This is a genomic window from Microbispora sitophila (assembly GCF_014892245.1).
Lineage (GTDB): Bacteria > Actinomycetota > Actinomycetes > Streptosporangiales > Streptosporangiaceae > Microbispora > Microbispora siamensis.
On sequence record NZ_JADBGC010000015.1, the window covers coordinates 1 to 14,290 of the forward strand.

At 69.7% G+C, this 14,290-nt stretch carries 14 protein-coding genes; 5 read left to right on the forward strand and 9 right to left on the reverse strand.

Going from position 1 to position 14,290, the window contains the following annotated elements:
• Positions 1-262 precede the first annotated feature (262 nt).
• The gene (locus tag IL992_RS26250) at positions 263-1,009 is read right to left on the reverse strand and encodes a hypothetical protein (RefSeq protein ID WP_193206049.1); all 747 of its coding nucleotides are present in this window, start codon (positions 1,007-1,009) and stop codon (positions 263-265) included.
• Between the two features lie 305 nt (positions 1,010-1,314).
• On the reverse strand, positions 1,315-2,187 hold the full coding sequence (locus tag IL992_RS26255) for a winged helix-turn-helix transcriptional regulator (protein WP_193206050.1): 873 nt from the start codon (positions 2,185-2,187) through the stop codon (positions 1,315-1,317).
• Between the two features lie 54 nt (positions 2,188-2,241).
• On the opposite strand from IL992_RS26255, the gene IL992_RS26260 reads away from it, so the two are divergent.
• On the forward strand, positions 2,242-3,600 hold the full coding sequence (locus tag IL992_RS26260; RefSeq protein WP_193206051.1) for an MFS transporter: 1,359 nt from the start codon (positions 2,242-2,244) through the stop codon (positions 3,598-3,600).
• Between the two features lie 463 nt (positions 3,601-4,063).
• Here the strand turns inward: IL992_RS26260 and IL992_RS26265 are convergent, their stop codons facing one another.
• Positions 4,064-4,249: a hypothetical protein gene (locus tag IL992_RS26265; protein WP_193206052.1), complete on the reverse strand. Its 186-nt coding sequence runs from the start codon at positions 4,247-4,249 to the stop codon at positions 4,064-4,066.
• 460 nt (positions 4,250-4,709) lie between these two features.
• On the opposite strand from IL992_RS26265, the gene IL992_RS26270 reads away from it, so the two are divergent.
• Entirely contained in the window at positions 4,710-5,324 is a 615-nt protein-coding gene (locus tag IL992_RS26270; protein WP_193206053.1) for a TetR/AcrR family transcriptional regulator C-terminal domain-containing protein, read from the forward strand.
• 109 nt (positions 5,325-5,433) lie between these two features.
• Positions 5,434-5,580 carry a hypothetical protein gene (locus tag IL992_RS26275; protein WP_193206054.1) on the forward strand — a complete coding sequence of 49 codons (147 nt, stop codon included), beginning with the start codon at positions 5,434-5,436 and terminating at the stop codon, positions 5,578-5,580.
• Between the two features lie 123 nt (positions 5,581-5,703).
• Here the strand turns inward: IL992_RS26275 and IL992_RS26280 are convergent, their stop codons facing one another.
• On the reverse strand, positions 5,704-6,183 hold the full coding sequence (locus IL992_RS26280; protein ID WP_319018830.1) for a recombinase family protein: 480 nt from the start codon (positions 6,181-6,183) through the stop codon (positions 5,704-5,706).
• Between the two features lie 727 nt (positions 6,184-6,910).
• Here IL992_RS26280 and IL992_RS26285 point away from each other — a divergent pair.
• Positions 6,911-7,714 (forward strand): maleylpyruvate isomerase N-terminal domain-containing protein, encoded by an 804-nt coding sequence (locus IL992_RS26285; RefSeq protein WP_193206056.1) that lies wholly within the window; start codon positions 6,911-6,913, stop codon positions 7,712-7,714.
• A 76-nt stretch (positions 7,715-7,790) separates the two neighbouring features.
• On the opposite strand, the gene IL992_RS26290 is transcribed toward IL992_RS26285, so the two are convergent.
• Together IL992_RS26290 and IL992_RS26295 are read right to left on the reverse strand one after the other, a co-directional pair.
• Positions 7,791-8,369 carry a Tn3 family transposase gene (locus IL992_RS26290; RefSeq protein WP_193206057.1) on the reverse strand — a complete coding sequence of 193 codons (579 nt, stop codon included), beginning with the start codon at positions 8,367-8,369 and terminating at the stop codon, positions 7,791-7,793.
• 233 nt (positions 8,370-8,602) lie between these two features.
• A complete protein-coding gene (locus IL992_RS26295; RefSeq protein ID WP_193206058.1) occupies positions 8,603-9,367 on the reverse strand; it encodes a hypothetical protein in 765 nt (254 codons plus the stop codon).
• 410 nt (positions 9,368-9,777) lie between these two features.
• On the opposite strand from IL992_RS26295, the gene IL992_RS26300 reads away from it, so the two are divergent.
• A complete protein-coding gene (locus IL992_RS26300; RefSeq protein WP_193206059.1) occupies positions 9,778-10,974 on the forward strand; it encodes a coiled-coil domain-containing protein in 1,197 nt (398 codons plus the stop codon).
• 36 nt (positions 10,975-11,010) lie between these two features.
• Here IL992_RS26300 and IL992_RS26305 read toward each other — a convergent pair whose 3' ends face one another.
• From IL992_RS26305 to IL992_RS26315, 3 genes are all read right to left on the reverse strand, one after another.
• Positions 11,011-12,234, reverse strand: a complete 1,224-nt coding sequence (locus IL992_RS26305; RefSeq protein WP_193206060.1) for an NAD(P)/FAD-dependent oxidoreductase — start codon at positions 12,232-12,234, stop codon at positions 11,011-11,013.
• Between the two features lie 82 nt (positions 12,235-12,316).
• Positions 12,317-13,258 carry an RNA polymerase sigma factor SigJ gene (gene sigJ / locus IL992_RS26310; protein ID WP_193206061.1) on the reverse strand — a complete coding sequence of 314 codons (942 nt, stop codon included), beginning with the start codon at positions 13,256-13,258 and terminating at the stop codon, positions 12,317-12,319.
• 88 nt (positions 13,259-13,346) lie between these two features.
• Positions 13,347-13,931: a TetR/AcrR family transcriptional regulator gene (locus IL992_RS26315; protein WP_193206062.1), complete on the reverse strand. Its 585-nt coding sequence runs from the start codon at positions 13,929-13,931 to the stop codon at positions 13,347-13,349.
• Positions 13,932-14,290 lie beyond the last annotated feature (359 nt).

Here is a 14,290-nt window from a genome sequence, read left to right on the forward strand (position 1 = left end):
GCGACCTCGGCCGCGTTCCCGCAGCCGAGACCAGCAACGACCATCAGTAGCAACCACGACCAACATCAACGCCAGGGGGTCAACTTTCAGGCGTCGCTAGGGGGTCAAAATTCGAGCGTCGTTGACATTGCCGGTCGAGTAACTCGGTCTCAAGGTCGCGAAGAAGCTCTCGGTCACGGCGTGTCGAAGCAGTCGGCGACAAGTTGTCCATGGGATCGATGACCGCCGCACCACCCGGGCGGAAGCCCGGGGCTGGCGCGGATCAGCTTGGCTGGTAGGTGTGCTCTTTGTCCGGAAGGGTGAGCTGAACCTTGGTTCCCCACGACGAGAAACGCATGTCGGTGTGGCTGCTCATCGCTCCCGTCGGGTAGCCCGGATCGGCGAAGGTCGTGTAGAGCCGAGTCGGCAGGCCCTTCCGGTCCATCCACAACCGCCAGTGGACCTTCAGTTTGGCCTCTCGCTGGGTGGGCTTCATGTCAGGTTGCGCACGCAGGGACGGCGAGGCCTTATACAGCGTTCCCAGGGTGATGGCACCCTGATAAACCCCGCCGGTCCGCTTGGTCGTGGTGGCCAGCAGCGCCTTGTATGTGGCGGGCTCGAAAATCGGCGGAACCGAGTAGAACGGGTTGCGGTCACTGGCGGTGAACCGCGCCCGCCACCAGGTCTTCCCGTCCGGCAACATTTGCTGCAGCGGCTTTCCCGACTGGTACGTGTACCCACCCGCGGCAAGTGACCGGATCTGACCCCCGAGCTGTTTGCTCTTGATGGTGAGGTCGTACGCCGTCAACCCCGGCCCGCCGAGCCGCACGGCACCACGAATATCGGACTTCTCGAAGAGTTTCTTCCGTACATGGACCTGGTGCACCTCGCTTACCTTCACCCAACGCTTGGCCGCCAACTGCGCTTCAAACGCCGCCAGGGGATCGGCCGTCCGCGCCTCGGCCGGGCCCGTCGGCCAGGAGACCAGTAACGCCGCAACCAGGCCCGCGGAAATCACCGAGCGCCTCATACATTCACTCCCGAAGTCGGATTCCTCGGCTCGCCAAACGCGCGTGGCCGTCGGCCGCAGATTACCGTTTACCGTTCTTGGTGAGGCGGCCGCCGGTGACTGCAGTTGCCCCGGTTGTGTGGACAGGTCGCTCCCGGGCACCGGCGGGCCGCCCCGGCGGTCGTCCCAGGTGGGCGAGCAGGAGATGGTGCGACGTCCAGCCTGCCCGGGTGACTCTCCGGACCAGCTAGCAACGCAGAGCCGAGCATCTCGCAGGCGACGGTGAAGAGCAGGCGGGCGATGGGCGACGAACGCGCGGATCCTTGTCATCGACCGCGGACGAGGGCGAGCATCTCATCCACTGAACCGGCCGGATCGCTGATCGGAAACTGCACCGCCCGGATGATCGCGTCGGGGTCGACCAACAGGGTGAGGCGCTTGAAGCGGTCGACGCCGGCCGTTCGGAAGGTCGGCAGCAGCAGCCCAGCGGCGAGCCTGCTGTCCTGGTCGGACAGGAGGGGATAGGACAACCGCGCGTGCGTGACGAAGGCGGCCAGCTGGTCGGGTCGCTGAGTGCTCACGCCTCGGATCGTGGCTCCCGCCGCCTCGAAGTCGGCACACCGTGACGCGTAGGTGAGAGCCTCCAGAGTGCAACCCCTCGTCCCCGGAATGTCGGCCCAACCGGGCGGGTAGCCCTGGGTGCCCGGGGCAAAGGCGCCGGGGAAGAAGTACAGCACAGTCCAGACGCCCGGCGCGTTGGGCGTGACCGGCTCGCCGTCATGACGTTCCAGCACGACATCCGGCATTTTCCGGTTGACCAGCTCGTGCACGCGACGGCTCTCGGCGGACCCGTCCTCGCTGGTCGCGGTCAGCGTCCCATCGCCCATCACATGTCTGGCGCCCCAATCCTGCAGGGCGATGAGCGCCGGCAGCAGGCCTTCACCCTTCGCCGTCAGCACGTAGTCGTAGCGCGGCGGGCGATCGGAATAGGGCCGCCTCTCGAGCACCCCATGTTCGACGAGCCTGGCCAGGCGTTCGGCCAGAGCTCGACGGCTGACGCCGAGCTCACGCTGAAGGCTGTCGAAGCGGGTGGTGCCGCCCGCGATGTCCCGCACCACCAGGAACGTCCACCAGTCGCCGATCACTCCGAGCGCTTGCGCGATACCGCAGTCGGAGTCGGGCAGATCGGCGCGCTTCACGTACTCCAGTATAGTGCGTTCCATTATGGAACTTACTCGAGGAGAGGCGCCGGGATGGGAATCGACAGTGGCGGTGGGGCGGGCGTCTTCTGGCGGTGGTGGACGGCCGGCACGACCAGCGCGGTCGGCTCGGCGGTAGGCGCGGTGGCGCTGCCGCTGACGGCCTTGACGGTGCTCGACGCCTCCGCGCTCGAGATGGGCATGGTCGCCGCCGCCGGTTACGTCGCCTGGATCGTGATAGGCCTGCCCGCCGGGGTGATGGTGCAGCGACTCCCTATGCGAAGGGTCCAGGTCGGCGCCGACCTGGCCCGCGCGGCGGCGGTCATCTCCATCCCGCTGGCCTGGTGGCTGAACCGGCTGACGGTCGCCCAGCTGGTGATCGTGGCTCTCGTGATGAGCTTCGCGAACGTCATCTTCGACGTCGCCAACTCGACCTTCCTGCCGTCGATCGTGAGCAAGGAGCAGTTGCAGTCCCGTAACAGTCTGACGTCCGGCACCCACGCCACTACTCAGCTCGGTGGGCCGTCGGTTGGCGGCCTCATCGTCCAGGTGCTCGGGGCGGTGCCCACCCTCCTCGTCGACGCGGCCAGCTACCTTGTCTCAGCCCTGCTGCTGCGGACCCTGCCCGAACGCCGCGCACAGGCCCCCGACCGCTGGCCACCGGTGCGCGCGATGATCCGCGAAGGCTGGCGTTTCGTCGTGCGCCACCCGGTCATGGGTCCGTGCATGTGGGCCGCCGCCGCGGCCAACACGGTCTGCGGGGCACAGCACGCGCTCTACGCGCTGTACCTCGTACGCGAACTGCACGCCGAGCCCGGCCTCGTCGGCCTGCTGCTGGCGGCGGACGGCGTCGGCACGCTGATCGGCGCGGCTTTGACGAACCGGGTCACGGCCAGGCTCGGCACCGCCCGCGCCCTGATCGTCGCCGGCTTCGTCGCGGTCGCCGGGGCGCTCGTCGTTCCCCTCGGCACCGGTTGGCGGGGCTTCGCCGCCTTCGCCGCGGGCAACGTGGTATTCGCCGCCGGCGTCGTGGTGTTCAGTGTGGTGACCCGCACGTACCGGCAGATCGCCAGCACGCCCGACCTGCTGCCTCGGGTGATGGCCACCGTCCGCTTCGTCTCCTGGGGTGCGATCCCGATCGGCGGGTTGATCGCCGGAGTGATCGCCGAGGCGTTCAGCGGCCGGGTCACGCTGATGATCTTTGTCGTCGCCGCCATCTGCATACCGCTGGTCCTGCTGGCCTCACCGATCCGGCACCTGCGCGACCTCACCGACTATCAGCAGAGCGACGAATCCACCGGCTCGCCATCGCATCGTCGGCAGCCCGCCCCTGAAGCCCAAGCGGACACGTCCAACCCCCGCACGAGCTCGTCGACGAGCGCGTCTGGGTCCGCTTCCGCGGCGACGAGCTGATCGTCACCGCGACGGCCGCGGGCAGTGCGGCCGGATCACCCGCCACCCGCGCTCGACCCCAGGCAGTCCGCGGATCGCCGACGGGCACTACCCCGACGCCCCGCGCGGCGAGCGCACACCAAGCAGACGAACCCGGCCGAGGCCCGGTTCCTGTCGATCGGCCCGGGGGCAGCGGCCTCGCCTGGTCGAGGCAGCGGCGATCGGAGTCCGGCGGATCCGGGCGAAGACGGCCGACGCCGTCGCGCTCGCCAAGCCTCGGTGGCGCCCAGGGCGTGCTGGTGAAGGGACGAGGACGTTGACGACCCGGCCGTCTCTGCTGGGTCACACCCATCTCAGCTGCCTCTGGGGCCGCTATGTGATCGCCTCGTGGGCCGCTCGAGACGGTTCCGTCGACGTCGTGGGTGGGGACGGCGACGGAACGCCGACCGTTGATCATCGCTGGTGTGTCGTGGGTGCGGGCCGGTCATGGCATCACGACGAGTCGCCTGCCTTTGAAGTCGGTTCGCTGCCAGGCGGTCTCGATGTCGCTCAGCGGGACCTTCTCCACGTCGAAGGTGAGCTCGCCGGACCGCGTCCACCTCGCGATCTGCTGGTACACCTCGTCCAGGGTCTGCGGGTCGAGCCCCTTGGCCGCGCCGTAGATCTCCACACCGGAAGTGCGTAGGCTCGACGCGGCGAGGGCGAGTTCAGTGCCGGCCGATGATCACCTCGCCGTCGCCGGCCACCGGATCGGGGAAGTCCTCATATCGCGGGATGCCGCCGGCCTCGTGGAGCACCGCTGCCTTCATCCCAGCTCCTGACCGAATAAGCGGGCGATCCGCGTCTGCCACGCCGCCAGGACGCGAGGCGGACGGGCCGGAGAGTGGTTGAACCCGTGATGGTGCGAACGGTGGTGCGTGAGCGAGCGCCGCCACCCATGGCCGTGGCGGGCCTGGCCCTGATGCCCGGCCGGCCGCTCGATGTGCGCGGGAACCCCTGGAATGCGATGGGTCGCCCAGTGCAGTAGGTCGCGAAGCGAGTGCTGGTGTCTCATCGTTGCCTCCTCTGGGAGTCTCTATCACCGATAGAGAACTCTATCACTGATAGACTCCGGAAGGGAGGTGCCAGAATTGGCTCTGGACAAGCAGCGGATCGTCGCCGAAGCCGTCGCGCTACTGGACGCCGAGGGTCTCGACGGCGTGACCACGCGCAAACTGGCCGCCCGTCTCGGTGTACAGTCGCCGACCCTTTACTGGCACATCCCGAACAAGGCGGCCCTGGTCACCGCGATCGCCGAGGCGATTCTTGAGCAGCAGTTTCCCGAGCTTGAGCCGCCCGCACCGGAGGAGTGCTGGCAGGACTGGCTGATCGGCCTGGCCGAGCGGCTGCGCCGCGCGCTGCTGGCCCACCCGGACGGAGCCAGGATCATCGCGACCTCCCAACTGTCCCTCAAGATGGCCGCCATCTCCGAACTGGCGATGAGCACACTGGCCGGGCGGGGCATTCCCTTGCGGCAGGCTCGCCTGATCGTGTTGACGGTGTTGCGCTTCACCGTCGGCTACGTCCTGGAGGAACAGGCCGGCCGCCCCGACGCGGATGCCCTGGACGGTTTCGACATGGCCGCGTACGCCGCGGCGTACCCCACCGTGATGGCCGGCGTGACAGAGTACTTCCAGCCCGGCCGCACCGTCGACGATCTGTTCCGCGATTGTTTGGAACAGATCATCCATGGTCCTGAGGCGTAGTCCGGCCCCACGTCCTGACCGGTCAGCCCTGGCGCGAGCGCCCCGAGTCGCCCAACACCGGCAAAGTGGCGCCCGGTACCACACCGCCCGGTTCCGGCTCGTACCGTCTTTGGCCAAGACGCTCAACGTGTCGACGCCCGCGCTGCGCAAACCAGGCTCGCTCTGGGTGGAACTGCCCCACCCCGCCACCGGGATCCAGACGTCCGGGCACGCCAAGATCGGCTACGCCCGGACAGTTCCGCCCCACCGGCCGTGACTCGGCCACGCATGCAAGCACCGGCCTCGGCGGTCGCCGCTGCGTCCGGCGTCGCGTTCGACGAGGCGATCACGCTGACCCGGCGCCTGAAGCTGCCGCACATCCGCCGGGCGATGGCCGAGATCATCCCCACGGCGAAGGCTCAGCGCTGGGATCCCGCCGAGATCGTTCGGGCCTGCTCTCCCATCGGCCGACGCGTCGCCTCCATGAGATCGATGTCGTGTTCGAACTCCAGGCCGAAATCGCCCCGCGAACAAGACGCCATGTGGTGCCGGGGTCGTCGCTGGCCAGGCCGATGCCGGAGGGCAGTCCAGATTCGACGCGCAGGTGGAGGCCGCGGCGGATGAGCACTGGGCGCAGGGCGAGGATGTCGGCGACGGAGCGGAACAGGCGGGCGGCGTCGGCGATGCGGATGGTGTCGCCGACGGCGGGCTCGTGCAGCAGTGTGGTGAAGCCCGCGCGGTCGAGGGAGAGTTGCCGGCTGGAGGTGGCGGGGTCTTCGTAGACCGGGGCGCCTGCGGCCAGCAGGGCGGTGAGGGCGTGCCGCTGGCGGGTGTCGGTCTGCTTGTCGGTGGAGTACCGCAGATAGACCAGGTCAGCCACGCCCGGCATCCGCGGAGTGGTTGCTGGTGAAGGGGATCTCCGTGCCGTTCCAGTCGGTCTGCTTGACCAGGGCCATCATGTCCCCTTCCCGAAGGTCGGCCTTGTGGTAGCCGGTGGGGTGTCTGCGACCGCTTTAAGGGGGCGGAAAGGGGAGGCGGAAGCCTGGATCGGATTCCATTGGATCGACCGGCCGTTTCCGCAGGTGGCGGACGGCAGTTTGATTGGATCCGCCCATGGGGGCGCAATCGACCGATTGGGCCCCCCACGAGCGCGAGGTGACTCTGTGGATCAGTCTCTCATCGCGCTGCCCTGCGGAGATCGTCTCTCGAAGCACACGCCGACCTCGACAATGACGGCGTCGTAGGAGACGCTGCTCACCCCTGTCCGATGACATTTGGATCCATTGGGCTGATGATATTTTGATCTGTTGGTCGTCGGCGGGCACGGAGAGGATGGGGCATGACGATCCAACGCGTCACCACCACCGCGACCGCCCCCGCCAAGTCACTCAGCATCGGCGGTCTGGCCGCTGCGGCGTGACAAGGGTGAACGTGCCACCCATGCGCACCAGACGCGCGCCAGCTCGGCCCGGCGCTGTTGGGTGAGGGGATCGCCGCAGGCGCGGGTTCGCGACAGGGAGGCGCGATGCGATCCGCAGCTCACCGACGAGTTCGACCGGCCCGCCGAGTCATATACAGCACGACGAACCTACGGGAAGGACAATCCAATGACCGAGCTGCGCGCGGAACATGTCCGGCGGGCGATCGTCGAACACACCCGGCGTCTGGCGGAATCAGCCGCAGTGGCCGGACCTGACGCCATCGTGCCGACAACCCCGGAGTGGACCATCACTGGCCTGGTCGAGCACGTGGGTCAGACCCAGAACTGGGTCACGGAGATCATCGAGCGGCGCATCACCGACCCCACCCAGCTGCCCACGGAGATCGCCGTACTCCCCGCCGACCCCCGCAAATGGCAGGTGTGGCTGTCGGAGTCCGCGCAGCGGGTCGCGCGCGCGTGCTCCGATGACGCGCTCGACGCGCCGGTGTTCAACCCCGCAGGGGACGAGCGGCCCGGGACGCGATTCTGGATGTCCAGCATGCTCAACGAGGCGGTCGTGCACGGCTTTGACGCGGCCAGCGCGGCGGACCGACCGGCCGACATCGACGCCGACGTCGCAGCCGCGCTCATCAGCAACCACCTCGCGATGCTCACCTCCCCCACCTGGGAGATGCAGCGGCCGAAGTCGGCCCATGCGATCCGGGGCACCGGGCAGACCATGCTGTGGCTGGCCACCGACATCACCGGCGACGCGGGCGCGTGGTTCGTCGAACGGCGGCCTGACGGGGCAGCGTGGCAGCCCGCGACCAAGCAGGCCGATGTGACGGTGACCGGCCCGGCACGATCGCTGCTACTGACCTTGACCCGACGACTAGCTCTCACCGACGGCGACGCCACCGACATCAAGGTCGACGGCGACATCGACCTCGCCCAGCACTGGCTCGACAACACCGCCCATGTCAGCGGCTGAAAGGCCACAGGCAGGACACCGGTAGGAGATGTCGTCATCGGGGAAGCACCGGACGTCGCAACCGACTGTGGATCGCTCACCTGATCGCCACTGATCGTGTCTCATCTCCGAGTCCCACCCCACGGTCGTTGATCATGTTGAGCCAGGTGACACCGCGCGAGCGACCGAAGAATTTCTTATTCGGACGGGTGTAGATCGCGGGCACCGGGACCACGAACCGCATCCCGTCGATCGCCGCGACCAGTCCGCCGCCGAGTGCCTGGGCGAAACCTATCTTGCCCTGCTCATCAATGGGCGGACCGTTGGCCAGGGTGTAGCTCTCCGCCGACAGGTAGTTCTGCACCACGTGCGACAACCGTCCGCGCTCCAACGCCGGCGTGCCCGCCTTGACCACCGGCGCGTATCCGATGTTCAGCGCTTGAGCCGTCAGGCAGGCCGCGACCGAGACGTGGAAGTCGGCGAGCTTGCTCACGCCGCCGGCCACCGAGATGAACGCGGTCTCGAACTCCGGAACCCGGCCCATCACCTCCAGCAGCAGCTCGGGCAGGTCCACCCGGGGCAGCATCGCAAGGACTCGCTTGCGCAGGTCGATCAGGGACGGCGGCTCCGGAAGGGCGGCCAGCTTGGCCACGTGCAGCCGTCCCTCCGCATCCACGCGCACATCCACCCGTCCTGCCCGGCCCGGCCCGCGACATCGTTGAGCGCCAGATGCAGCACCAGCGCGTGCTCGGCGAGCAACCGCCCGGGATCCTCGGGAAGCTGCAGGTCGACCAGCGCCGGCCCCTTGGCCGCCTCCCACTTCGCGCCCGCCAGCAGCTGCCCGCGTGGATCCCGCCAGCGCGCCGAGGCCTCGGCATAGACGTCGCGATGCTTGAGGTGCCGGTGGAACTAGGTGAGCACGCACATGGTGGAGGCGTTCTTATCCACGGTGCTGCCGTTCGGCAGGCTCTTGAACACCAGTCGCTTCCAGGACCCGGTCACCGGCGCGGGGTCGATGTCGGCCTCGGTGACCTTCTTCTTGCGTCCGTCCAGCAGCCGGGGCAACTGCTTCATCGCCGCGAGCGCCCCCGCGCCGTCGGTGTTGGCACCGAACTCGATCACCGTGGTCAACGTCTTGAGGAACCCCGACACGGTGGCGATCCGCGAGGCCAGCAGCGCCCGCATCTCCCTGTCGGCATCGGCGTCGGGCGGCGGCACCATCTCGGTCGCCGCCGCGACCGCCTCCCGCAACTCCCGCCGGGGCACGATCGCGTCGATCGCCTCCCACACCTGATCCAACCGGAGTTCCTCGCCGTACTCGGTGACCTCCAGCAGGGTTTCCACCGCCGCGGCGAGCGTGGCCGAGTGCTTGGCCAATTTCGGATGCTGGCGTACCCGCTCCTTGTCGGTCGCGGTCTCGGCCTTGCCGACCAGTTCGGTGGTGACCAGCAGATCCAGCATCTCCAGACAGTCGTCGACCGACTTGCCCTCCAGATGGATCACCGTGGCCAGCAACGTGGCGAGCTGGCGGGAGGGGCCGTGGCGGCGCAGCGTGGTCGCCGTGGCCTGCATGCCGTACCGCGCCAGGTCGACCATCCGCCGGTGCGGTACCTCCAGCAGCATCTCCAGGATCACCTGCTGCCGCGGCGACAGCACCCCCGCGCAGCGTGTCATGGAGCCGGTCGGTGGCCTCATCCCGCACCCGGGCGACCAGCCGGGCCAGCGTGGTCACGCCCGGGAGCAGCACCTTGTTGGTGCGCAGCCACGTTCGCCCACCCAGACGATGAAATCTGCCTCTACCTAGGAAAACTCCTTCAACTCATATGCCTTGCGGATCACTTCCTGGTGCTCGAACGGCGTGTTGCGCCGCTCGGTGTACTGGTTGATCTGCGAGACAGGCTGTCAGGGGACGGCCGCCTCGCCTTCGGGAGTGGATGGGCACGGGGACCGGGGAGATTGCCCGCTTCGATAGCTTGCGAGAATTACCCATCTCCCAAGTGATCCGAGTGGCGCGGCAACGCAACGGATGAATATTTTCTGATTTTGATTTCCAGAAATCCAGAAATTCGGTACGCTGGGCCGCCGTGACGAGCTCCGTGACCATCACCGCGTGCAAGCACTGCGGCGCGCCCATCGAGCAGCCGGTCCGGCGGGGCAGGCCGCGAGAGTACTGCCCGGACGGCGACTGCCAGGCGGCGGCCAAGAGGGAGCGGGAGCTCCGCCGCGCGACACCGGGCCTGGAGGGCGCGCTGGCGCGCGTGGAGGACCTGTACGAACGCATGGAGAAAGGCCTGGCGGCGGCGATCGAGCCGCTGGCGCAGGTGCTCGCCCAGGAGCTGAGCCCGGCGGGAGTCGAGGCGAAGCTGAGCGCCATCCAGGCCGAGGCGCACACGAGCGTCGCCATCGCCCGAGCCGAGCGCGAGCAGGCTCTGGAGCAGGTACGGCTGGCTCGCGAGGCCGCCGACGAGGCTCGCAGGGAGGCGGAGGAGGCCCGCCGCCGGACGGAGGAGGCCTACGCCGAGCGGGACAGCGCCTTTGCCGACGCGGAAACCGCCCGTGAGCAGGCCCTGGCCGCGCTGCGGGAGGCGGCGAGCACCGAACGCCGGGCCAGGCAGGAGGCCGACCAGGCCGTCCGCAGAGCAGAGATCGCCGAGGCCGCCCGCGAGCAGGCCGTACGCGAACTGGCCGACCGGGTCGACCAGGCCGCGGCCGAGGTCCGCCTGGCCCGGCAGCAGGCCGAGCAGGCCGTTCAGGAACGCGACGAGGCGCAGGCCGACGCGCGGGCGGCCCGGGCGGAGGCGGAGCTGGCGCGCCGGGCGCATCGTGAGGCCGAGCAGTCGAGCGCCGCCGCGCTGGCCCGCGCCCAGGCGGCCGAGGCCGAACGCGACCGCGCGGTCGCGCGTGCGGAGGCCGAGCGCGACCGGGCCGTTGCGCAGGCCCACGACGAGCGTGACCGGGTGCTGGCCAGAGCCGAGGCGGCGGAGGCGGCCCGCGAGCAGGCCGTCGCGGAGGCCGCCCGGCTGCGCGCGGAGGCGACGCAGGCCGAGGCACGCGCCGGCGCCGCTGACGCGGAGGCCGCCCGGGCGGAGCAGGACGCCCGGACCGCCACCGCCGAGCGGGAGCGGATCCAGGCGGAGCTGTCGCTGGAACGGGCCCGGCTGGCCGACCTGCGCGCGCAGCTCGACGTGGCCCGGGCCGAGGCTGCCCAGCTGCGCGAACGCGCGGTCGCCGCCGAGCTGCGGCTGCGTCAGGAGGATCCCGAGCCCCCGCCCGGGCCATGACGACGCTCCGTCATCTCTCCTCCGGCCGCCTGTTTCCTACGCCGGCTCCTTGGCGGCCGAGCCTGCCGCGGCCGGCTTCCGAGTGACGCGGCGCCGCCGGGCCGGCAGCCCGAACGTCGGGTTGGCGACGCCCCAGACGGCGCCCTTGCAGATCAGCTCCTTGTAAACGGCGGCCAGCCGTCCGGTCAGGACCGCCCGCACCGCGCGGTCGTCGGCGGTGACGTACTGGATCAAGCCGTCTTTCCGGCCCAGCGAGATGCACTGGTTGAAGTAGCGGATCGGTGCGTTCGGAAGCTTCCCGCCGGTCAGGCGTGCCGCGATCGCGTCGGCGGTCTGCCAGGCGGCCGGAGTTCCCGAGGCGCACGACATGCGCAGCGGCTTGTTCCCCGGGCCCATCGCCATGGCCGCGTCGCCGACGGCGTACACGTCCGGGTGCGAGACCGAGCGCATGGTCGCGTCGACCACGATCTGCCCGGTGCCGGTGACCTCCAGGGTGGTCGCCTTGGCGATCGGGTGGACCACGAAGCCGGTGGCCCACACGGTGACCGCGGCGGGGATGGTCGTGCCGTCGGCGGTGGTGACACGGTCGGCTTCGACGCCGGTGACCGTGGTGCGCTCGTGCACGGTGATCCCGAGCGTGCCGAAGACCTTCCGCAGGTGCGCGCGCCCCTTGGGAGACAGCCAGTCGCCGAGAACGCCGCCGGCGGCGAGCGCGACGTCGAGGTCCGGGCGTGCCTCGGCGATCTCGGCCGCGGCCTCCACCCCGGTGAGGCCGCCCCCGACGACGACCACGGTCTGCCCGGCGTCGAGGCGGGCCAGGCGCTCGCGCAGCCGGAGCGCTCCGGGCCGCCCGGCGATCTCATAGGCGTGCTCGGCGGCCCCGGGGACGCCCTGGGAGTTCCAGCCGCTGCCGAGGGCGTAGACGAGCGTGTCATAGGGGAGTTCTTCGACGCCGAACCCGGGCCCGGTCGAGCCGGCACCGTTCGCGTCGGCGACGGTGACGGTCTTGCGGTCGACATCGAGGCCGGTGACCTTCGCGAGCTTCAACTCGACGCCGGTGCCCGCGAACATCTCGCTGAACGGCCGGGGCTTGAGGTCCTGGCCGGTCGCCAGCTGGTGCATGCGGACGCGTTCGACGAAGTCGGGTTCGGCGTTGACGAGGGTGATGGCGACGTCCTCGCGGTGGAGCCGCTTGGCCAGGCGTCCGGCGGCGATGGCTCCGGTGTATCCGGCTCCGAGGACGATGATGCGGTGCTGCATGCCCCTTGCTCCTGTCTTCCGCGATTTGCCACTTGAACCGGGCAGCACGCGGTTTCCTGACAGGACCGGGATGTGAAGCGGCTCACACAGAGAACAGGGGCTCCCCATGGTCCGCGGTCGCCCACTGCTCGGTCGCGCGTTCGAGCTTGTCCGGGTTGACCTGGCTGCGCACCCCGGCGATCCCCTCGGCGGTGACCTCCAGGCACATGACGCCGATGACCCGGCCGTGCACGACCCCCACGACGGCGGGGCCACCGTTGGCGGTCCAGAGGTAGACCTCGGACGCGCCGCCGACCATGGCGCGCTTGGCCTCGCCGGGTTTGAACAGGCCCCGCAGGAACTTCGCGACCGCGACGGCGCCCGCGAACGCCTTGGCACGGGCCGGGATCTTCCCGCCGCCGTCGCCGATCGCGATGGCGTCCTCGGTGAGCAGGCGCACGAGCGGCTCGATTCGGCCGGTGGTGGCGGCCGCCAGGAACTCCTCGACGATGCGCCGGGTGGCGGCCTCGCCGATCTCGGTGCGGGCCTTGCCGTCCGCGACGTGCTTCTTGGCCCGGTGGAAGATCTGCTGGCTGGCGGCCTCGGTGATGTCGAGGATCTCGGCGATCTCCCGATGCGGGTAGTCGAAGGCCTCCCGCAGCACGTAGACCGCCCGCTCGTTGGGGGACAGGCGCTCCAGGAGGGTGAGGACCGCGTACGAGACCGATTCGCGCTGCTCGGCGGTGTCGGCCGGGCCGAGCATCGGGTCCCCGGCGAGCAGCGGCTCGGGAAGCCACTGGCCCACATAGGTCTCGCGGCGCGCCCGCGCGGAGGTGAGCTGGTTGAGGCACAGGTTGGTGAGGACCTTCGTCAGCCAGGCCTCGGGGACCTCGATGTGATCGACGTCGGCGGCCTGCCAGCGCAGGAAGGTCTCCTGCACGGCGTCCTCGGCCTCCCCGGCGGAGCCGAGAAGGCGGTAGGCGATGGCTTCCAGGCGCGGCCTGGAGGCCTCGAACCGGTCGACGTCGTCCACGGTCAGGGGCATAGGCCCGATCCTAGGACGCCAGGCGCGGACACGGCCGCCGCCGCAGCCGCGCAGCCGATCGCCGTACGCATCGTGAGCAGGCCGGTCATCAGGTCTCGGCCGGACCGGCGCTGTCGGCGAAGTGCCCCAGAACCATGTCGACCAGTGCGGCGACGTCGGCGTCGACCATCGGCCGGCCGGTCATGCCCATCCGGTGGAGCAGGGTTCCGACGACGACGTCGATGAAGAACAGGACCCGGTCATCCGGCTCGCCGAGCGCGTCCCGCAGCTGGAGCCGGTACGGGTCCTGGAACCGTGCGGACAAGATCTCGCGCAGGGGCGGATCGCTGACGGCGTCGCTGAACACGCCCGCGAACGCGTCGCCTATGCCGGGCTCGCCGATCTTCGCCGCGATCCAGCGGATGGTCGAGGACATGATCTCGGCCCGGTTGGTGCCCGCCAGCGGCACCGGGCCGAGCGCGTCAAGCAGGCAGTCCACGATCAGCGCGCCCTTCGACGGCCAGCGGCGGTAGATCGTCGTCTTCGCGACGCCGGCCCTGGCGGCGATGCGGTCGACGGTGGCACGCGTATACCCGAGCTCGTGGACCGTGCTCAGCGTCGCGGCGAAGACCACGGCGTCGACGCCGGACCGCGGGCGACCGGGTGGTCTGGCGGATGCGGTCGCTCGAGGCATGAGCACACGATAACCTCTTTCGCTACCATGAGTTTCGATACTAGTGGTGGCGAAATCGTGCCGCCGTCCTCACGCGGTAGGGAAGGGTGGCACGATGGCCGTTCGCTTCCTTCTGTACTGCTGAGACGACCAGTCGGTGACCTGCGGCGAACTTTCCCGGCCGGGCCGCAATCCAATACGGCATGAACAATGGTCACAGAGGAATCCGCAAGCACAAGGTGGTCCGGCTGGGACGCCCGGCCATTGCGGCGGCGCTCGCCGCGGGGATCGCATTGACCGGCGTCGGGGGGGGGGGGGCCCCCCCCCCCGGCCCCCCCACCCCCCCCCCCCCCCCCGGGGCCCCTTGGGGCCCGCGGGCG

What these genes read in the sequence shown, in the direction of transcription:
- IL992_RS26250 (WP_193206049.1), bottom strand. Translation starts at nt 1,009, where the DNA reads ATGAGGCGCTCGGTGATTTCCGCGGGCCTGGTTGCGGCGTTACTGGTC.
- IL992_RS26260 (WP_193206051.1), top strand. Translation starts at nt 2,242, where the DNA reads ATGGGAATCGACAGTGGCGGTGGGGCGGGCGTCTTCTGGCGGTGGTGG.
- IL992_RS26285 (WP_193206056.1), top strand. Translation starts at nt 6,911, where the DNA reads ATGACCGAGCTGCGCGCGGAACATGTCCGGCGGGCGATCGTCGAACAC.
- IL992_RS26295 (WP_193206058.1), bottom strand. Translation starts at nt 9,367, where the DNA reads ATGACACGCTGCGCGGGGGTGCTGTCGCCGCGGCAGCAGGTGATCCTG.
- IL992_RS26305 (WP_193206060.1), bottom strand. Translation starts at nt 12,234, where the DNA reads ATGCAGCACCGCATCATCGTCCTCGGAGCCGGATACACCGGAGCCATC.
- sigJ (WP_193206061.1), bottom strand. Translation starts at nt 13,258, where the DNA reads ATGCCCCTGACCGTGGACGACGTCGACCGGTTCGAGGCCTCCAGGCCG.
- IL992_RS26315 (WP_193206062.1), bottom strand. Translation starts at nt 13,931, where the DNA reads ATGCCTCGAGCGACCGCATCCGCCAGACCACCCGGTCGCCCGCGGTCC.